This is a genomic window from Pseudomonas sp. SYWMCR5 (assembly GCF_057197165.1).
Genome location: NZ_JBXUNH010000001.1, coordinates 1061901 through 1083370, shown reverse-complemented (window position 1 = coordinate 1083370; position 21470 = coordinate 1061901). Strand labels below are relative to the sequence as shown.

At 64.6% G+C, this 21470-nt stretch carries 8 protein-coding genes; all 8 read left to right on the top strand.

All coding sequences use genetic code 11. From position 1 onward, the window contains the following. Window positions 1-2: 2 nt before the first annotated feature. The 8 genes from cyoB to AC2CGW_RS05035 all read left to right on the top strand — a co-directional run bounded on the left by cyoB (window position 3) and on the right by AC2CGW_RS05035 (window position 21346). A complete protein-coding gene (cyoB, locus tag AC2CGW_RS05070; RefSeq protein ID WP_186668303.1) occupies window positions 3-2021 on the top strand; it encodes a cytochrome o ubiquinol oxidase subunit I in 2019 nt (672 codons plus the stop codon). Between the two features lie 3 nt (window positions 2022-2024). Beyond that, the gene (locus tag AC2CGW_RS05065) at window positions 2025-2648 is read left to right on the top strand and encodes a cytochrome o ubiquinol oxidase subunit III (protein WP_186668302.1); all 624 of its coding nucleotides are present in this window, start codon (window positions 2025-2027) and stop codon (window positions 2646-2648) included. Further along, on the top strand, window positions 2648-2980 hold the full coding sequence (gene cyoD, locus AC2CGW_RS05060) for a cytochrome o ubiquinol oxidase subunit IV (protein WP_054892515.1): 333 nt from the start codon (window positions 2648-2650) through the stop codon (window positions 2978-2980). Before AC2CGW_RS05065 ends, cyoD begins: the two co-directional genes overlap by 1 nt. An 11-nt stretch (window positions 2981-2991) precedes the next feature. Further along, complete coding sequence (gene cyoE / locus AC2CGW_RS05055; RefSeq protein ID WP_054892516.1) at window positions 2992-3879, top strand: heme o synthase; 888 nt, start codon at window positions 2992-2994, stop codon at window positions 3877-3879. 120 nt (window positions 3880-3999) lie between these two features. Then, entirely contained in the window at window positions 4000-5127 is a 1128-nt protein-coding gene (locus tag AC2CGW_RS05050; RefSeq protein ID WP_186721541.1) for a hypothetical protein, read from the top strand. A gap of 159 nt (window positions 5128-5286) precedes the next feature. Further along, window positions 5287-6495 (top strand): alanine transaminase, encoded by a 1209-nt coding sequence (gene alaC / locus AC2CGW_RS05045; protein ID WP_186708085.1) that lies wholly within the window; start codon window positions 5287-5289, stop codon window positions 6493-6495. Window positions 6496-6695: 200 nt separating this feature from the next. Further along, entirely contained in the window at window positions 6696-7079 is a 384-nt protein-coding gene (locus AC2CGW_RS05040) for a YkgJ family cysteine cluster protein (RefSeq protein WP_186668298.1), read from the top strand. A 284-nt stretch (window positions 7080-7363) separates the two neighbouring features. Continuing rightward, the gene (locus AC2CGW_RS05035) at window positions 7364-21346 is read left to right on the top strand and encodes an autotransporter-associated beta strand repeat-containing protein (RefSeq protein WP_484573615.1); all 13983 of its coding nucleotides are present in this window, start codon (window positions 7364-7366) and stop codon (window positions 21344-21346) included. The last annotated feature ends 124 nt before the right edge of the window (window positions 21347-21470 follow it).

Here is a 21470-nt window from a genome sequence, read left to right as displayed (position 1 = left end):
AGATGTTCGGTAAATTAAGCCTGGAGGCGATTCCCTATCACGAGCCGATAGTCATGGTGACGCTTGCCATGATCGCGCTCGGGGGCCTCGCCGTCGTTGGTGCCATCACCTATTTCCGCAAGTGGTCCTACTTGTGGACCGAGTGGTTGACCACGGTCGACCACAAGAAGATCGGGGTGATGTACATCATCGTCGCGATGGTCATGCTGCTGCGCGGCTTCGCCGACGCCATCATGATGCGTACCCAGTTGGCTGCCGCTACCGGCGGCTCCGAAGGCTACCTGCCGCCTGAACACTATGACCAGATCTTCACCGCCCACGGTGTGATCATGATCATCTTCATGGCGATGCCGTTCTTCACCGGCCTGATGAACCTGGCTCTGCCTCTGCAGATCGGTGCACGTGACGTTGCCTTCCCGTTCCTGAACTCCCTGAGCTTCTACCTGCTGCTGGCAGGCGTGCTGCTGGTCAACATCTCCCTGGGCGTCGGCGAATTCGCCAAGACCGGTTGGGTTGCCTATCCGCCACTGTCGGGGATCCAGTACAGTCCGGGCGTAGGGGTTGACTACTACATCTGGGCGCTACAGCTATCAGGCTTGGGTACGACACTGACAGGCGTGAACTTCCTGGTCACCGTCCTGAAGATGCGCGCACCTGGCATGAAACTGATGGACATGCCGATCTTCACCTGGACCTGCACCTGGGCCAACGTGCTGATCGTCGCTTCCTTCCCGATCCTGACCGCCGCACTCGCCCTGCTGACCGTTGACCGTTATCTGGACTTCCACATCTTCACCAACGAGCTTGGTGGGAACCCGATGATGTACGTCAACCTGTTCTGGGCCTGGGGTCACCCTGAGGTGTACATCCTGATCCTGCCGGCGTTCGGCGTGTTCTCGGAAGTAACCTCGACCTTCTCCAGCAAGCGTCTGTTCGGCCACCACGCGATGATCTACGCATCGGGTGCCATTGCCGTACTGGGCTTCGCGGTCTGGCTGCACCACTTCTTCACCATGGGTGCCGGCGCCAGCGTCAACACCTTCTTCGGTCTGGCGACGATGCTGATCTCCATTCCGACCGGTGTGAAGCTGTTCAACTGGCTGTTCACCATGTACCAGGGTCGCGTGCGTTTCACTCCGCCGATGCTCTGGACCCTGGGCTTCATGGTCACCTTCTCCATCGGTGGCATGACCGGCGTACTGCTGGCCGTTCCAGGTGCTGACTTCGTACTGCACAACAGCCTGTTCGTTATCGCCCACTTCCACAACGTGATCATCGGCGGCGCGGTGTTCGGCTACATTGCCGGCTTCGCCTTCTGGTTCCCGAAAGCCTTCGGTTTCACCCTCAACGAGAAGTGGGGCAAGGCGGCATTCTGGTTCTGGCTGTCCGGTTTCTACGTGGCCTTCATGCCGCTGTACGCGCTGGGCTTCATGGGTATGACCCGTCGTCTGAACCACTCCGACAACCCACTGTGGGAACCCTACCTGTACGTGGCCGTGGTCGGTGCGGTGCTGATCCTGTTCGGTATCGCCTGCCAACTGATCCAGCTGTACGTATCGGTTCGCGACCGCAACCAGAACCTGGACGTCACTGGCGATCCATGGGGTGGCCGTACCCTGGAATGGTCGACTTCGTCGCCACCTCCGTTCTACAACTTCGCCCACATGCCTGAGAAGGTCGGCCTGGACGCCTGGCAAGAAGCCAAGGAAGCCGGTGTCGCCTACAAGGTGCCGGCCAAGTACGAAGCGATCCACATGCCGAACAACACCTCGACCGGTCTGTTCATGGGTCTGTTCCTGACCATCTTCGGCTTCGCTTTCATCTGGCACATCTGGTGGCTGGTGGGTGCGAGCCTGGTAGCAACCATCGCGGTCTTCGTTCGCCACGCTGCACGTGACGATCAGGGCTACATGGTTCCTGCCGAAGAAGTGGCGCGCATCGAAGGCGAACGCCAGCGGGCCCTGCAGCTTGCCGGTGTACCTACCGGTGGCGCACGTGTCGAAACCTTTGAACGGGTGTAATCAATGTCCAGTCAAGTAATTCACGGCGATGCGCATGGTCACGACCATGGGCACGACGATCACCACCACGACTCGGGCCAGATGACCGTCTTCGGTTTCTGGCTGTACCTGATGACCGACTGCATCCTGTTTGCGTCGCTCTTCGCCACCTACGCGGTGCTGTCCGGCAGTTTTGCCGGCGGCCCGTCGGGTCATGACATCTTCCAGCTCGACTTCGTGCTGGTCGAAACCGCGTTCCTGCTGCTGTCCTCGATCACCTTCGGCTTCGCCATGCTGAAGATGTTCGCCGGTAACAAGGCAGGCGTACTGGGCTGGTTGGCTATCACCTTCCTGTTCGGTGCAGGCTTCATCGCGATGGAAATCTACGAGTTCCATCACCTGATCGTTGAAGGCTACGGCCCGCAGCGCAGTGGTTTCCTGTCGGCGTTCTTCGCGCTGGTCGGCACCCACGGCCTGCACGTGACCTCGGGTCTGATCTGGATGGCCATCCTGATGTACCAGATCAACAAGCACGGCATCACGCCGACTGCCAAGACCCGCATGAGCTGCCTGAGCCTGTTCTGGCACTTCCTGGACGTGGTCTGGATCTGCGTCTTCACCGTCGTCTACCTGCTGGGGGTTCTGTAATGGCTAACGCACACGACACTCACCACGAAGGTAACCACGGCAGCGTGAAGTCCTACATGATCGGCTTCATCCTGTCGATCATCCTGACCGCGATCCCGTTCGGCCTGGTGATGTATCCGACCCTGCCGAAGAACCTGACCGTCCTGATCGTGGTGGCCATGGCCGTCATTCAGGTCGTGGTGCACCTGGTGTACTTCCTGCACATGGACCGCTCGAAAGAGCAGCGCTCCACTGTCTCGACGTTCCTGTTCACCGCTCTGGTAATCGCACTGCTGGTAGGCCTGTCGCTGTGGATCATGTTCAGCATCCACTACGAAATGTTGGCCAAGTGAGGTAAGACTGCATGTCCGTGAAGCACTTTATCCAAATCACCAAACCGGGGATCATTTTCGGTAACGTGCTTTCCGTGGCAGGCGGTTTCTTCCTTGCCGCGAAGGGCCATGTGGATTTCGCCCTGTTCCTGGCGGTGGTGGTAGGTACTTCGCTTGTGGTTGCGTCCGGTTGCGTGTTCAACAACTGCATCGACCGTGACATCGACCAGAAGATGGAACGTACCAAGAACCGTGTCATGGTTCAGGGCGGCATGTCGCTGCCCCTCGCACTGATCTACGCCACCCTGCTCGGGGTGGCGGGTTTCAGCCTGCTGTATGTCCAGGCCAACCCGCTGTCGGCGTTCTGTGCGTTGATCGGCTTCGTGGTCTACGTCGGCTTCTACAGCCTGTGGCTCAAGCGCAAATCGGTGCACGGCACCCTGGTCGGCAGCCTGTCCGGTGCCATGCCTCCGGTGATCGGCTATTGCGCAGTGAGCAACAGCTTCGACCTGGCAGCGGTCACGCTGCTGGTGATGTTCAGCCTGTGGCAGATGCCGCACAGCTTTGCCATCGCCATCTTCCGCTTCAAGGATTACAGCGCAGCCAACATCCCGGTCCTGCCGGTGGCTCGCGGTATCCTGGCGGCGAAGAAGCAGATCGTGCTGTACGTGCTGGCCTTCGTGCTCGCCACGTTGATGCTGACGCTGGGTGGGTACGCCGGTCTGGGTTACCTGGCCGTCGCAGCCGCCATGGGTCTGTACTGGTTGTACATGGCCTGGGGTGGCTACAAGGCCGAAGATGACAGCAAGTGGGCACGCAAAGTGTTTGGCTTCTCCATCCTGACCGTCACCGCGCTGAGCGTGATGATGTCGGTGGACAGCCAGACTGCTGCCGACGTGCTGATGACCTACGCACGCTGAAGCCTACGCGCATTACAAGAACCCGGCCTTTGGCCGGGTTTTTTATTGGTAGATTTTCCGTCTGCGCGCTGGTATCCGAACGCACTAGTTTGAGCTTCCAAGTCATAAGGAAGCATCCAAATGAGTGTTTTTACCGTCTATTTCTGCGGAACCGGCTCCCACCGTTTCGATCACAACAACCCTAATTTCTGGAATGGCGAGCTGATCGCCACGCTGGCCAACCATACCTTCGGCAGGGAGTTCGTCGACTGGATCGCAGTCGATGGCCCAGGCAGTGGCAACCTGCAGGACGATGCCTTGTTCGTTGACGACGGCGACTACTACAAAGTGACCGGCACGCTGTTCGGCAAAGGTTGGGATGAGAACGTGCGGCATGCCCTGCAGGTCATCAAGGGCAAGAGTACCTGGGCCCGCACCAAGCTCACCGAGCAGCAATACCAGAACCTGAAGAGCGCTGGCATTCCAATTCCTGATGCCGAGGCCGGTGGCTCGTGGTTCTGGCGCACCTACGACTATGGTGATCGCGCGGTGACCCCCCAGGCCTTGCAAGAGCAGATGATCAGGCAACTGCGCAAACCGTTGATCCCGATCACGGTCAACCTGGTGGGGTGGAGCAGGGGCGGAATCAGTTGTCACATGCTCGCCAACGCAATGGCGCAAGATCCGGAGCTGCGTGATGTGAAGGTCAACATCTTTGCCATCGATCCGGTGCCGGGGGTAGGCAACCTGAAGTCTGAGCGCGTGCAACTGGGAGCCAACGTGAAGGAGTACGTGGGGTTCTATGCGCGAGACGAGCGATCCAAAGGGTTCGCCTGTGTGGTGCCTGCCACAGCGTACGGTACACGTGTCAGCGTACTGCCGATGCCGGGCCGCCATGCAACGCTGGTGGGCAATGCTTCGATAGACGGCGCAGGTTCTGGCAAGGCACTGCCTGAGCCGGGGATGATCGTGCGGCACTTCGCGGAGGTTTGCCTGAAGCGTTGGGGCGTAAAGCTGGACAAGTGTCTGGAGTTGGACGATGCGGGGCTGATGACCTATCACAAGACCATCGATGCGAACGATGAGCTTTACCGCGCCATGCGCAAGAAGTCCTATACCGTACTGACCGAAGGCACTGCCGATGAGCGTATGGTTCATCGCGGCAGCATTGCCACGGAGTTCAGCCAGGTGCGTGGCGAGCACCTGGACCCCAGCGATGGGTTGAGTATCCAGCGTTTCGACCTGCACGCCTACAAAGCCCTGCGCTGAGTTCTTCGACCCACCAGCGGGTAAGTCTCGCTGGTGGGCGGCGAATCTATCGACAGCCCCTTTACAACGCCGGGGCAACCAGACTATTTTCTGCCTCGGCCACCGCAGTGGCCAACGTCGCTCGGACGGTTCCGGGCGCTTACGTCTCTCGAGGAAAGCATGGCCAACCCAGGTTCGCCGCGCCGCTTTGCGCGCATCGATCGTCTCCCCCCCTACGTCTTCAACATCACTGCCGAGCTCAAGATGGCGGCACGCCGTCGTGGCGAAGACATCATCGACCTGAGCATGGGCAACCCGGATGGCGCGACCCCGCCACACATCGTCGAGAAGCTGGTGCAGGTCGCCCAGCGTGAAGATACCCACGGCTATTCCACCTCGCGCGGCATCCCGCGACTGCGCCGAGCCATTTCCAACTGGTACAAGGAACGCTACGACGTCGAGATCGACCCGGACAGCGAAGCCATCGTCACCATCGGCTCGAAAGAGGGCCTCGCGCACCTGATGCTCGCCACCCTCGACCATGGCGACACGGTGCTGGTACCCAACCCCAGCTACCCGATTCACATCTACGGGGCGGTGATCGCCGGTGCCCAGGTGCGCTCCGTGCCGCTGGTGCCGGGAGTGGACTTCTTCAATGAGCTGGAGCGGGCGATCCGCGAATCGATCCCCAAGCCGAAGATGATGATCCTGGGCTTCCCCTCCAACCCGACCGCGCAGTGCGTGGAATTGGACTTCTTCGAACGAGTGGTGGCCCTGGCCAAGCAGTACGACGTGCTGGTGGTGCACGACCTCGCTTACGCCGACATCGTCTACGACGGCTGGAAGGCGCCTTCGATCATGCAGGTGCCTGGCGCCAAGGATATCGCGGTGGAGTTCTTCACCCTGTCCAAGAGCTACAACATGGCGGGCTGGCGGATCGGCTTCATGGTCGGCAACCCCGAGCTGGTCAGCGCCCTGGCGCGGATCAAGAGCTACCACGACTACGGCACTTTCACGCCGCTGCAGGTGGCGGCGATTGCCGCGCTGGAAGGTGACCAGCAGTGCGTGCGCGACATCGCCGAGCAGTACCGCCAACGCCGCAACCTGTTGGTCAAGGGGCTGCATGAGATGGGCTGGATGGTCGAGAATCCGAAAGCCTCGATGTACGTCTGGGCCAAGATCCCCGAAGCCTATGCACACCTCGGCTCGCTGGAGTTCTCCAAGAAGCTGCTGGCCGAGGCCAAGGTCTGTGTCTCGCCCGGTATCGGTTTTGGCGACTATGGCGATGACCATGTGCGCTTTGCCCTGATCGAGAATCAGGACCGCATCCGCCAGGCCATCCGCGGTATCCGTCAGATGTTCCGCGCCGACGGGCTGACCAGCAAGTAAGCCCCAGGCGTCAAGCCGCAAGCCGGTCTGCGATGGCAGGCCGATTGCGGCTTTTGCCTGCCACGGTCGGCATGGCGCTCGAGGGCTGCGACCAGCGGCCGTCTTTTTTTCATTTCCCCTCTATCCAGCCGCTCGTGCTTGGATTAAAAATGGCGCCGCGAGCGCCCGCTCGATAACAACAACTTCCCTTCCTGGCCATCATGTCCGAACAGAACCCTTGCCTGACCTGCGGCGCCTGCTGCGGCTACTTTCGTGTGTCTTTCTTTTGGGGTGAATGCCAGTCTTCGGGCGGGTTGGTGCCCGACGATCTGGTGGTGCAGATCAATCCGACCCGCGTGGCCATGATCGGCACCGACGCCAAGCCTTGCCGCTGTATCAGCCTGGAAGGCGAGATCGGCAACAAGGTGGGGTGCACCATCTACGAGAATCGTTCCAGCCCCTGTCGCGAGTTCGACGCGTCGTGGGAGAACGGCGTGCACAACCCCAGCTGTGATGACGCCCGTGCCGCCTATGGCCTGCCACCGCTGACCCCGCCTGGCGCCAACGAACCGCACTGGCCTGACGATGGGGCAGAGGTCGCCTGAACGGCCAAACACATCACGTTTTGCCCACCGGACATGACCGTTCGTCGGTTGGATCCAAGCGACACCCTGCTGCAGCCCGCGAAATACGTGCTGCCTCGAGAAAGTATTAACACCATTTGACCGTCCCCGCGTCCCTTCGCGCCTGCTCGCCAGCGGCTACACATTCCCAACAAGGAATCATGTAGCCATGGTCAGGTGTTTCGTCGTCGCGTGTTCGACTAACCGGCAACATAGCAGTGCACGCGTTCAAGGACCGAACCACCTGATCCACGAAGGAGCTCTCCGTGGACAGAAGCGTCGCCTCCATTTTGCCTACCCGTCTTTCCCATTTGTCGCTCGCTGTGAGCCTGGCTGTCGGAGGCCTGGCCTTCGGTCTGACGAGCGAGCAGGCCCTGGCCGTGTGCAGTGCGGCCGGTTCCACCATCACGTGTAACGGCGCCGCCAACCCTCTGGCACCGAGCTATACCAACGGCGGCAGCGGCCTGACGGTCAACGTGAACCCTGGCGCCAGCCTGGGTACCTTGCTGGGCGTAGGGGGCACGTCGCTGTCGCTGGCGGGCAACAACAACACGTTGAACAACTCCGGCACCATCGACCCTACATTGCTGGGGCTGTTGAGCATTCAGTCCAGTGCAGTGCTGATCGGCAATACCAGCACCGGCAGCACGCTCAACATCAACAACAATGCCACGGGTGTGATCAAGGGCACGGGGGCCTTGCTCGGCGCCAACCTTCTTAACCTCACGGGCATGGCGCTGGACGCGCGCAACGGTGCGGCCGGTACCACTACCATCAGCAACGCCGGCAGCATTGGCTCCTCGGCATTGGCTTCACTGACGCTGCTCAGTGAAGACACCCCGGTCATCGCGGTTACCGGCGGCAGCACGGTGAACTTCACCAACACCGGCACCATTCTTGGCCGGGCAGCGTTCGAGGCTTCTGCCGCAGGCAACACCTTCACTAACGCCGGCACCTTGACCGGCAGCTTGTCGATGGGGGCCAACAGCACCAACCGCTTCAATGCCATCACTGGTTCGAGTGTCGGTGCCGGGCTTGGTATCAGTGTCGCCTTGCTGGTCACCAGTAATCCCAACCTGGCTTTCGCAGCCGCCGGCAAGATCGACGGCGGTGCCGGCGGCACCAACACGCTGGCCTTGCAGAACGCTATTGGTGGCGGCAGCGGGACTGCCGGCAGCGGCACGATCAACGCCAACAACTACATCAACTTCAGCCGTCTGATCGTCGATAGCGGCACCTGGAGCCTGATCGGCGCGGTGCTCAGCGGCACGACCCAGACCACCCTCAACGGCGGCGTGCTCAACTTCGACAACTCCAGCGCCTTCGGCAGCGGCGGCATCACCGTCAACGGTGGCAGCCTGTTGGGCAGTGTCGCGGGGTTGAGCCTGGCCAACGCCCTGACCCTCAACGCCGGCCTGAGTGTCGGCGGTGGCAACGACCTGGCCCTCAACGGCGTGGTCTCGGGCGTCGGCGGGCTGACCAAGACCGGCGCCGGCCTGCTCACCCTCGGTGCCACCAACACTTACAGCGGCGGCACCAACCTGACTGCGGGCGGCCTCAACCTGACCAGCGCTGCGGCGCTCGGCAGTGGAGCGCTCACCGTCAGTGGTGCGGGCAGCCTGCAAGGCAGTGTGCCGCTGGTATTGAACAACGCGGTGGCGCTGAACGCGGCGCTGACCTTGCCCGGCAGCAACGCCCTGAGCCTTGGCGGCGTGCTGAGCGGCACGGGCTCGCTGGTCAAGAGCGGTACCGGCAACCTGACGCTCAATGGCGTCAATACCTTCTCCGGCGGCACCACCCTCGGCACAGGCACGCTCACCCTCGGCAATGCCAGCGGTCTGGGCAGTGGCGCGTTGACCCTGACCGGCAACGGCACCCTCGATACCACGGCCGTCATGACCCTGGGCAATGCCATCAACCTGGGCAGCAGTGCCTTGACCTTGACTGGCAATAACGCGCTCACACTGGGCGGTGTGATTGGCGGTACCGGCAGCCTGGTCAAGAACGGCGCGGCCGACCTGACCCTGAACGGCGTCAATACCTTCAGCGGCGGCACCACGCTCAGCACCGGCAAACTCACTGTCGGCAACAGCGCCGCGCTGGGTACGGGCGCTCTCGCATTGACTGGCAACGCCAGCCTCGACGCCAGCGCAGCGGTCAGCCTGGGTAACGCGATCAACCTCGGCGCCAACACCCTCAACCTGCTGGGCACCAGTGCCACCACCCTGGGCGGGGTGATCAGTGGCACCGGCGCACTGGTCAAGAGCGGCGCAGCCGACCTGGCGCTCAACGGCAACAACACCTTCAGCGGCGGCCTGACTCTCAACACCGGCAAACTCACCGTGGGCAACAACAACGCCCTGGGCGGCGGTGCCTTGACCCTGGGTGGCAATGCCAGCCTCGATGCCAGCACCGGTGTCAACCTGGGCAACGCCATCAGCCTGGGCGCCAATACCCTCAACCTGCTGGGCACCAGTGCCACCACCCTGAGTGGGGTGGTCAGCGGCACCGGCGCGCTGGTCAAGAACGGCGCCGCCGGCCTGACCCTCAACGGCGCCAACACCTTCAGCGGTGGCACCACCCTCAACGCCGGGGTGCTGACCGTCGGCAACAACGCCGCACTGGGCACCGGTGCCCTCAGCCTGGGCGGCAATGCCAGCCTCGACGCGGGCGTGGCCGTCAACCTGGGCAACGCCATCGACCTGGGGGCCAACACCTTGAGCGTGCTGGGCAGCAACGCCACCACCCTGGGCGGGGTGGTCAGTGGCACTGGTGCGTTGGTCAAGAGCGGTGCCAGCAACCTCACCCTCAGTGGTGCCAATACCTTCAGCGGCGGCCTGAACCTCAACGCCGGCACCCTGACCCTGGCCAGCGCCGCGGCGCTGGGCACCGGCGCGCTCAACGTTGGCGGCGCATCCACACTCGCCAACAGCGCGGCGATGACCCTGAACAATGGCGTCAACCTCGGCGCCAACCTGACCCTCTCCGGCGCCAACAACCTGACCCTGGCTGGCAACCTGAGCGGTACCGGCGGCCTGATCAAGAATGGGGCGAGCACCCTTACCCTGAGCGGCAGCAACACCCAGAGCGGTGCCACCGCGCTCAACGCCGGCACCCTGGTGGTCGGCAGCGCCACCGCCCTGGGCACAGGCGCGCTCAACGCCGCCGCAAACACCACGTTGGATTCTTCGGTGGCCGGGCTGACCCTGGGCAACGCGTTGAACCTGGCCGGTAACATCACCCTCGCCGGCAGCAACGACCTGACCCTGGGCGGCGTTATCGCCGGTATCGGTGGCCTGACCAAGAACGGCAGCACGACCCTGACCCTCAATGGCGCCAACACGCAGTTCGGCGCCACCAACCTCAACGCCGGCACCCTTGTGGTCGGCAGCAACACGGCCTTGGGTACTGGCGCGCTGAATGCCGCTGCTGGTACCCACCTGGACGCCAACACCGCAGTCAACCTCGGCAACGCCGTGAACCTGGCCGGTGCCCTGACCCTCGACGGCACCGCCAACCTGGGCCTCGGTGGCGTGATCGCCGGTGCCGGCAGCCTGGTCAAGAACGGTGCCGCCACGCTGACGCTCTCCGGCCCCAACACCTTCCTGGGCGGCACCACCCTCAATGCCGGTGGCCTGGTGCTGGGCAATGGAGACGCACTGGGCGTCGGCAAGTTGACCGTCGCAGGTGCCGGTACCCTGGATACCACGGCTGCGCTGACCGTTGGCAACGCCGTTACCCTGGATGCCGACCTCACCCTGGCCGGCAGCAACAACCTCAACCTCTCCGGCCTGGTCGATGGCACCGGCCGTCTGATCAAGAATGGCACCAGCACGCTCACCCTCGGCGGCCTGAACACCTATGCCGGTGGCACACTGCTCAACGCTGGCGCCCTGGTGCTGGGCAATGGTAGCGCCATCGGCACCGGCGACCTCACCGTCGGTGGCGCCGCAAGCCTGGACGCCAGCGCCGCACTTAGCCTGGGCAACAACATCGGCCTGAACGCCGACCTCACCCTCACCGGCAGCAACGCGCTGACCCTCGGTGGTGTAGTCAGCGGGACAGGAAAGTTGGTCAAGAACGGCAATGCCACCGTGACCTTGGAAGGGGTCAACACCTATGCCGGTGGCACCACGCTCAACGCGGGTGGCCTGGTGATAGGCAACGGCAGCGCCCTGGGGACCGGTGCCCTGACCGTGGCCGGCGCCGCCAGCCTGGACAACAGCGCAGTCGCTACCCTGGGCAACGACATCGCGCTCAACGCCAACCTGACCCTCGGCGGCAGCAACGACCTGACCCTGGGCGGTGTCATCAGCGGTACCGCAGGTCTGATCAAGAATGGCCTGGCCGACCTCACGCTGACCGGCAACAACACCTTCAGCGGCGCCGTCGACTTGCTCGGCGGCAGCCTCACCACCATAGGTACTGGCGCCCTCGGCAACAGCTCGGGCGTCAACGTCGGGGCGGGCGCCAGCCTGAACCTCGGTGCCAGTACCACGATCGGCGGCCTGAGCGGTGCCGGCGCGGTGAGCGTGGCGGGGGGCAGTGACCTGACGGTCGGCGGCAACAACCTCAACAGCGTTTTCAGCGGCGCCCTGGCCGGTAGCGGTGGCCTGATCAAGACAGGTACCGGTGCTCTGGAACTGTCCGGTGTGAACGTGCTTGGCGGCGCCACCACGGTCAATGGCGGCCTGCTCAATGTCAGCGGTTCGCTCGCCAGCTCCGGCGTACAGGTCAATGTCGGCGCCAGCCTGGGCGGCACCGGCAGTCTGCTGGGCGCGGTCGACATCGCCAACGGCGCACACCTGTTGGCCAACAGTGGCGCGACCCTCAACACCGGCGCGCTGACCCTGCACAGCGGCTCGATTCTCGACTTCGGCCTCGGCTCGCCATCCACGGGCGGCACTGCCTTGGTCAACGTCAACGGCAACCTGACCCTCGACGGCACCCTCAACGTCACCGACCTCGGTGGCTTCGGCACCGGTATCTATCGGCTGTTCGACTACACCGGCGCGCTGGTCGACAACGGTCTGGTCGTTGGCGCGTTGCCGGGTAGCGTACTGCCGGGCGATGTCCAGGTGCAGACCGCCATCGGCGCGCAGATCAACCTGCTGGTGGGCGGTGCCACCGGCACCGTGCAGTTCTGGGACGGTGCGCAAAGCGTGCCGAACGGCGTCATCGACGGTGGCGCCGGCACCTGGGATGGCAGCAATACCAACTGGACCGATATCAACGGTGTGCTCAACGGCAGCTGGGCCAGCGATTTCGCCGTGTTCCAGGGCACCGCTGGCGATGTCAACGTGGTGGGCACCCAGGCTGCCACCGGTCTGCAATTCGTCACCAATGGCTATCGCCTGATCGGTGCCGGTGGCCTGGACCTGGTCAACGCCAGCAACGGTGCCTTTGCCGTGCGTGTCGACCCGGGCGTTACCGCGACGATCAACGTCGGCCTCTCCGGCAGCGGCCAACTGGCCAAGCTCGACACCGGCACCCTGGTGCTCAACGGCGCCAACAGCTACACCGGCGGGACGCTGCTCAACGGTGGCACCCTGGTAGTGGGCAACGACACCGCCCTGGGCACTGGCGCGATCAGCGCCGCAACGGGCACCACCCTGGACAGCAACACCGCAGTCACCCTTGGCAACGCCCTGGCCTTGAGTGGCGCGCTGACCATCGCAGGTAGCGCCGACCTCGGCCTGTCTGGCGTGGTATCGGGTGCCGGCAGCCTGGTCAAGAACGGCGCGGCCAACCTGACGCTGGGCAACGCCAACACCTACAGCGGCGGCACCACCCTTGCCGCTGGCACCCTGACCCTGGGCAACGACCTGGCCCTCGGCACAGGCGGCCTGAACGTCACTGGCGCTTCCAGCCTCGCCGCTACTGGCAGCGTGGCGCTGGCCAATACTGTAGCGCTGAACGCCAACCTGACTGTGCCAGGCACTGGCAACCTCACGCTCAACGGCGCACTCAGCGGCACCGGTGGGCTGATCAAGAACGGCACCGGCGTACTCACCCTGAACGGCAGCAACAGCCAGCAGGGCTCTACCAGCCTCAATGGCGGCACCCTGGTGGTTGGCAGCAACACCGCCCTGGGCACTGGCGCGCTGAATGCCACAGGTGGCACAACCCTGAGTGCAGGCGCCAACGTGACCCTGGCCAATGCGCTCAACCTGGCGGGCAACCTCACCATCGCTGGCGCGCAGGACCTGGTGCTAGGCGGCAACATCAATGGTGTCGGCGGCCTGACCAAGACCGGCAGTGGCACACTCACCCTCAATGGCACCAATGGCAACCTGGGCAACACCAACCTCAACGCCGGCACCTTGGTGCTCGGCAGTGCCAGCGCGCTCGGCCTCGGCCAGCTCAACGCGGCTGCGGGCACCACGCTGGACAGCAACTCGGCGCTCACTATCGGCAACACCGTCAATCTGGGCGGCAACCTCACCATCGCCGGCAGCAACGACCTGGGCCTTGTTGGGCTGGTCGCGGGCGCTGGCAGCCTGACCAAGAATGGCGCCGGCAACCTCACCTTGAGTGGCCCCAACACCCTGTCCGGTGGCGTGACCCTTAACGCCGGCACCCTGACCCTGGGCAATAACTCGGCACTGGGCCTCGGCAACCTGACCGTCGGCGGCGCCAGCAACCTGGCCACCACTGGCCCCCTGATCGTGGCCAATCAGGTCACGCTCAACGACACCCTGACCCTGCCTGGTAACAACGACCTGGCCCTGAGCGGCGTGATCAGCGGTACTGGTGGGCTGACCAAGACCGGCACCGGCAACCTGACCCTCGGTGCCGCCAACACCTACCAAGGCACCACCACGCTCGCCGCAGGCACCCTGACCCTGGGCAACGGCAGCGCGCTGGGCGCTGGCAATCTTTCGGTCACCGGCAACAGCACCCTGGCCACCACCGGCGCCCTGCAAGTAGCCAACGCCATCGGCCTGGGCACGGGCGCTACCTTGGGCGTCAACAACGCCCAGACGCTGACCCTCGACGGGGTCATCAGCGGCGGCGGCGGCCTGAACAAGACCAGCACCGGTCAACTGGTGCTCAACGGCGCCAACAACTACACCGGCGGCACCTCGTTGCAAGCCGGCAGCCTGCTGCTGGGCAACGCCAGTGCCCTGGGCAGTGGCGCCCTGAACGTCACCGGCGCCGCAGCCCTCGACGCCAGCCAGGCTCTGGCTCTGGTCAACGCGGTCAACCTGACCGGTGGCAATCTTACCCTTGATGGCAGCCAGGCCCTCACCCTCAACGGTGTGGTTTCCGGCACCAACGGCCTGGTGAAGAACGGCGCCGCCAGCCTGACCCTCAACGGCAACAACACCTACAGCGGCGGCACCACGCTCAACGCCGGCACGCTGACCGTCGGCAGCAATACCGCGCTGGGTACCGGGGATCTGAGCACAGGTGCCAATACCTCCCTCGATGCCAGCGCGAGCGCCGCCTTGGCCAACAATGTGCACCTGGGCGGCACGCTCAACCTGCCAGGCACCGCCGACCTGACCCTCAATGGCGTGCTCGACGGTGTCGGTGGCCTGAACAAGGCTGGCGCCAGCACCCTGACCCTCAATGGCGCCAACAACTACCTGGGTGGTACCACCCTGGGCGCCGGGCAACTGGTGGTGGGTAACGACAACGCGCTGGGGCAGGGCGCCCTGACCGTCGCCGGGGCCTCGACCCTGAGCAGCGGCGTCGCCAGCACCACCCTGGCCAACAACGTCACCCTCAACGCCGGCCTCACTGTCGCCGGCACCAACGACCTGACCCTCAACGGTGTGATCAACGGTACCGCTGGGCTGACCAAGAACGGCAGCGGCAACCTCACCCTCAACGGCAACAATGGCTACCAGGGCGGCACCGAGCTCAATGCCGGGCGCCTGACCCTCGGCAGCAGTGGCGCCCTGGGCACCGGCACCCTCAGCGTGACCGCCGACGCCACCCTGGCCAACAGCGCGCCGATGGCACTGGGCAACACCATCGCCCTGAGCAACGGCGCCAACCTGACCGTCGAGGCCGCCAACGCCCTGATCCTCAGTGGCGATCTGGGCGGCACAGGCAACCTGGTCAAGACCGGTGTCGACGACCTGACCCTGGTCGGCGTCAAGACCTTCACCGGCAACGTCGATATCCAGGCCGGCTCGCTCACCACGCTCGGCAGCGGCGTGCTGGCCAACGTCGACACCCTCAACATCGGTGCCAGTGGCCAGCTCAACCTCAACGGCAACACCAGCCTTGGTGCCCTCACCGGCAGCGGCAACGTCGATGTCGGCGTTGGCAGCACCCTGAACCTGGGCAGCAACAACGCCAGTACGACCTTCGGTGGCGCCCTCAGCGGCTTGGGCGGCCTGGCCAAAGATGGCACCGGTACTCTGACCCTTACCGGTACCAGCAACCTGGCTGACAACACGCAGGTCAACGCTGGCACCCTGAAAATCGATGGCAGCCTGGGCAGTAACCTGCTGACCGTCGCCAGCGGCGCAACCCTCACCGGCAGCGGCTCTGCCAATGCCTCGGTGGTGATCGACAACGGCGGCCACCTGGCAGGCCAGAGCGGCGCCACCCTGGGCCTCGGTTCGCTGGTGCTCAACAGCGGATCGATCGTCGATGTCGGCCTGGCTTCGCCAGGCACTGGCGGCACCGCACTGTTCAATGTCGGCGGCAACCTGACCCTCGACGGCACCCTCAACGTCAGCAATATCGGTGGCTTCGGCAACGGCGTGTACCGCTTGTTCGACTACGCCGGCGCGCTGACCGACAATGGTCTGGACTTCGGCACCCTGCCGCTGGGCGTGAGCCTTGGCGATGTGTCGCTGCAGACCGCCCTGGCCAACCAGATCAACCTGCTCGTCAGCTCCAGCGGCCTGAACATCCAGTTCTGGGACGGCAGCCAGACTGCCCCGAACGGCCAGGTCGATGGTGGCACCGGCGTGTGGAACGCCGGCAACACCAACTGGACCGACCTCAACGGCACCGTCAACACTACCTGGGGCAGCACCTTCGCGGTGTTCCAGGGCACGGCAGGTGACGTCACCGTCGACGGCAGCCAGAGCGTCAATGGCATGCAGTTCGTCAGCAACGGCTATCGCCTGCTGGCCGGAACCGCCGGCCTGCTCGACCTGGTCAACGGCAGCGGTGGCGATACCAGCGTGCGGGTCGATCCCGGCGTGATCGCGACCCTCGATGTCGGCCTGGGCGGTGTCGGCAAACTGAACAAGCTCGACACCGGCACCCTGGTGCTCAACGGCAACAACAGCTACAGCGGCGGCACCCAGCTCAGTGGCGGCACCCTGGTGCTGGGCAGCAACACCGCCCTCGGCACCGGCCTGCTGGACACTGCCAGTGGTACCACCCTGGACACCAACAAGAACGTGAGCCTGGCCAATGCGATCACCCTCGCCGGCCCGCTGAACCTGACCGGCAACAACGACCTGGCGCTCACCGGCAACATTGGCGGCGCCGGCAGCCTGGTCAAGGCCGGCAATGCGCAACTGGCCTTGTCCGGCAACAACAGCTACAGCGGCGGCACCGCGCTGAACGGCGGCACCCTGGTGGTAGGTTCCAACACCGCACTGGGTACCGGCGCGCTCGATGCGGCGGCAGGCACCAGCCTGGACAGCAGCCAGGCCGTGGCGCTGGCCAACAACGTCAACTTGGCCGGTAACCTCAACGTGCTGGGCGGCAATGACCTGAGCCTCGGCGGCACCGTCGCTGGCGCTGGCCGTCTGATCAAGTCCGGCATCGCGCGGTTCAGCCTGCTGGGCGCCAATACCTTCAGCGGCGGCACCGAGCTGCAGGCCGGCACCCTGGTGGTCGGCAACAACGGCGCGCTCGGCACAGGTGGCCTGGACGTGACCGGCAACGCCATCCTCGACAGCAGCGCTGCGGTCACGCTGGCCAATCCGGTCAGTGTCACCGGCATCCTCAACGTGCTGGGCAGCAACGACCTGCAACTGGCCGGCGTGCTCAGTGGCAACGGCGTGTTGAACAAGAACGGCCTGGCCGACCTCACCCTGTCGGGCAACAACACCTTCAGCGGTATCCTCAACATCCTCTCCGGCAGCCTGAGCACTATCGGCACCACCGCGCTGGGTACCCAGAGCGAGTTGAACGTCAGTGCAGGCGCCAGCCTCAATCTTGACGGCAACACCACGCTGGGCGAGATCGGTGGCACCGGCGCGATCCAGATCGCTGCGGGCAACAGCCTCAACGTCGAAGGCGGCGTGTTCGACGGCAACATCAGCGGCACCGGCACGCTCAATAAACTCGGCACCGGCACCCTGGCCCTGAGCAGCAGCAACAGCCATACCGGCAATACCAACGTGCAGGCCGGTGGCTTGAAGGTGGATGGATCGCTCGCCAGCAGCGCGGTCAACGTTGCCAGTGGGGCGACGCTGTCGGGTGCGGGCAGCCTCGGTGGGGCGGTGACCGTCGCCAGCGGCGGCAGCCTCGCAGCCACCAGCGGCACGACCCTGAACGCGGGCAACCTGTCGCTGGATGCCGGTTCGAACTTCAACGCGGCCCTTGGCGCGCCGACTGGCGGCAATTCGCCGTTGGTCAACGTATCCAACAACCTGACCCTTGGCGGCACCTTGAACGTCACTGATATCGGTGGCTTCGGTGCCGGTGTGTACCGCCTGTTCGCCTACGGCGGCAGCCTCGTCAACAATGGCCTGGCCTTTGGCACCACGCCCGTTCCAGTGACCGACCTGACGGTGCAGACGGCCATTGCCAACCAGGTCAACCTGGTAGTAGGCGGTGCCAGCAACGTGCTGTTCTGGGACGGCAGCCAGAGCGTGGCCAACGGCCTGATCGATGGCGGCAGCGGTACATGGGATGCCACCAATACCAACTGGACCGATGCCAACGGCGTACTCAACACCACCTGGAACGACACCTTCGCCGTCTTCCAGGGCGCCACCGGCACCGTCACCGTGAACGGCAGCCACAGCATCACCGGCCTGCAGTTCATCACCGACGGCTATGTGCTCGATGCCGGGACGGGGGGCGAGCTGCTCACCAGCACCAGCGGCACCACCAACCTGCGGGTAGACAGCGGCGTCACCGCCACCCTCAACGTCGCCCTCAACGGTGCCGGCAACGTGGCCAAGTACGATGCTGGCACCCTAGTGCTCAACGCCGCCAACGGCTACAGCGGCGGCACCGCGCTCAACGGCGGCACCCTGGTGGTCGGCAACGACAGTGCGCTGGGTAGCGGCACGCTGACGGCCGCCGCGGGCACCACCCTGGACAGCAACACCGCCGTCACCCTGGCCAACGCCGCAGTACTCAACGGCGCACTGGCCATCGGCGGCAGCAACGCGCTGACCCTCAACGGCGACATCAGCGGTGTCGGCGGGCTGGTCAAGAATGGCGCAGGACTGCTGACCTTGGGCGGCAGCAACAGCTACAGCGGCGGCACCCAGATCAACGCGGGCAGCGTGGTCGGCAACACCACCAGCCTGCAGGGTGCGATCCTCAACAACGCGGCGCTGACCTTCGAGCAGAACGCCAACGGCAGCTACACCGGCAACCTCACTGGCAGCGGTACGCTGACCAAGAACGGCAGCGGTGAACTGCTGCTGACCGGGGTCAACGGCTTGACCGGTGCCACCACCGTCAATGCCGGCAGCCTGCTGGTCAACGGACGCCTGGACAGCGCCACCGTACAGGTCGCTACCGGCGCTCGCCTGGGCGGCAGCGGCACCTATGCCGGGGCTGTGCAGATCGCCGACGGCGCCACCCTGGCCGCAGGCCAGAGCAGCACACCGTTGACGGTAGGCAGCCTGAACCTGAGTTCCGGCAGTGCCCTGGACTTCTCGCTCGGGGCGCCAGCGGCGTCCACTACGGTGGTCAAGGTCGACGGCAACCTGGTGCTCGACGGTACGCTGAACATCACCAATGCCGGCGGCTTCGGCACCGGCGTCTACCAGCTGTTCAACTATGGCGGCGCGCTGACCAACAACGGTCTGGTCTTCGGCGCCATCCCCGGCAGCGTGGCACTGGGCGACCTGAGCCTGCAGACCGCCATCGCCAACCAGATCAACCTGGTGGTGCAGGGCGCGGGCGACCAGCTGCAGTTCTGGAACGGCGGCAAGACCAATCCGGACGGCAGCATTGGCGGCGGCAGCGGCACCTGGGGCCCTGGTACCAACTGGACCAACGCCAACGGCACCACTGGCGAAACCTGGAGCGATGCCTTCGCCGTGTTCGGTGGCCAGCCTGGCACCGTCACCGTGGTCGGCAATCAGTCGTTCAGCGGCATGCAGTTCCTCAGCGACGGCTACCAGGTGGTGCCGGGTACAGGTGGCAGCCTGACCCCGGTCAACGGCGCCGATGGCAGCCTGGCGCCGGTACGGGTCAACGCAGGTGCCAGCGCCGTGATCAGTGCGCCACTGGTTGGCACTGGCGGTATCGAAAAACTCGACGCAGGCACCCTGGTGCTGACCGGTGCCAACACCTACAGCGGCGGCACCACCGTCAGCGGCGGCACCTTGGCCGGTAACACCACCAGCCTGCAAGGCAACATCACCAACAACGCCAACCTGGTGTTCGCGCAGGGCACCAACGGCACCTTCAACGGCACCCTCAGCGGCACCGGCACCACCACCAAGCAAGGGGCGGGCAGCCTGTTGCTGACCGGCAACCAGCCGTTCAGCGGCGCCTTCAACGTCAACCAGGGCACGCTGCAGGTCGGCAATGCCGACAACCCGGGCACCAACCTTGGCGCCCAGGTCACCGTGGCCAACGGCGCGGCGCTGACCGGCAACGGCACCGTCGCCAGCCTGACCAACCACGGCACCGTGCTGCCAGGGCCTGCGGGCAACCTCAATGTCAGTGGCAACTTCACCAACGCCAGTGACGGCAACCTGGTCATCGACCTGGGCACCGCCCCGGTGAACTACCTGAATGTCGGCGGCACCGCCAACCTGGGCGGCAGCCTGACGGTTGCCAACCTCTCCGGCGGCAACGGGCAGTACACCGTGGTCAGTGCAGCTGGCGGCATCAACGGCACCTTCGCCAGCAACAACCTGGTGAACTCGGCGTTCCTCAACAGCTCGATCGACTATGGCGCCAACCAGGTGACCCTGTCGGTCAGCCGCAACGGCAACTCGTTCGCCGATGTCGCTGCCTCCAGCAACCAGCGTGGTGTCGCCACGGCCTTGGAAAGCACCGGTGCGCCGACCAGCCTGCGCGACAACATCCTGCCGCTCGACCGTCAGGCCGCGCAGTCGGCGTTCGACAGCCTGTCCGGGGAAATCCACGCCAGCACCGCGACCGTGCTGATCGAGGATTCGCGCTACATCCGCGACGCGGTCAACGACCGTATGCGTCAACCGGATTGCAGCCGCGAGGACGACCCACGCCGCACCCTGGCGCCGACCGCCAACCAGCAGCTGACCAGCGAAGGTTGCCAGGGCCAGGCCGTGGGCTGGATCCGCGCCATCGGCGGCTGGGGTGACTACGACGGCAGCAGCAGCCATGCCAGCGTCGACCGTGACCTGTCGGGCTTCATGCTCGGTGTCGATCGTGCCCTGGACGATCAGTGGAAGGTCGGTATCGCTGCCGGGTACACCCGCAGCAGCATCGATGCCCACCGTCGTCAGTCGGACGCCAGCGTCGACAGCTACCACCTGGCCACCTACCTGGGTTACCAGATGGATGCCTTCGCCGCACGCCTGGGCGCCAGCTACACCTGGCACGACATCGATACCAAGCGCGATGTCCAGGTGGGCAGCTACGACGACCGCCTGAAAGCCAAGTACAAGGCACGCAGCGCCCAGGTGTTCGGCGAGGTGGGTTACGCCATCGACGCTGGCGGTATCGCCCTGGAGCCGTTCGCGGGCCTTGCCTACGTCAACTACGACAGCGACAGTGCCCGTGAGAAGGGTGGGGACGGTCGCCTGAAGGCCAGCGTCGATCAGGACGTGACCTTCTCCACCGTCGGGGTGCGCGCCGGCAAGCGTATCAAGCTGGACAACGGCAGCGAGATCACTCCGCGGCTGTCGGTCGGCTGGCGCCACGCGTTCGGCGATACCAAGCCCGATGCCGATGCACGCTTCATCGCCGGAGGTGCGAGCTTCAGCACCGAAGGGGTGCCGATCGCGCGGGATGCGGCGGTGGTCGAGGCGGGTGTCGACCTGGCCGTGGGCCAGAGCGGCAAGCTGGGCCTGGGTTATTCCGGGCAGTTGTCCAGCGAGAACCGCGACCATGGCGTGGTTCTGAGCTTCAGCATGGGCTTCTGATCGGTTGAACCGCAGGGGCTGTTCTGCAGCCCCGTTACATAACAAGCCCGCGCCACAAGACCTGTGGGCGCGGGCTTGCTACGTGACGGAGCCTTCACCGCCACCTCGACTTACTTTCATCACG

What these genes read in the sequence shown, in the direction of transcription:
- cyoB (WP_186668303.1), top strand. Translation starts at nt 3, where the DNA reads ATGTTCGGTAAATTAAGCCTGGAGGCGATTCCCTATCACGAGCCGATA.
- AC2CGW_RS05065 (WP_186668302.1), top strand. Translation starts at nt 2,025, where the DNA reads ATGTCCAGTCAAGTAATTCACGGCGATGCGCATGGTCACGACCATGGG.
- cyoE (WP_054892516.1), top strand. Translation starts at nt 2,992, where the DNA reads ATGTCCGTGAAGCACTTTATCCAAATCACCAAACCGGGGATCATTTTC.
- AC2CGW_RS05050 (WP_186721541.1), top strand. Translation starts at nt 4,000, where the DNA reads ATGAGTGTTTTTACCGTCTATTTCTGCGGAACCGGCTCCCACCGTTTC.
- alaC (WP_186708085.1), top strand. Translation starts at nt 5,287, where the DNA reads ATGGCCAACCCAGGTTCGCCGCGCCGCTTTGCGCGCATCGATCGTCTC.
- cyoD (WP_054892515.1), top strand. Translation starts at nt 2,648, where the DNA reads ATGGCTAACGCACACGACACTCACCACGAAGGTAACCACGGCAGCGTG.
- AC2CGW_RS05040 (WP_186668298.1), top strand. Translation starts at nt 6,696, where the DNA reads ATGTCCGAACAGAACCCTTGCCTGACCTGCGGCGCCTGCTGCGGCTAC.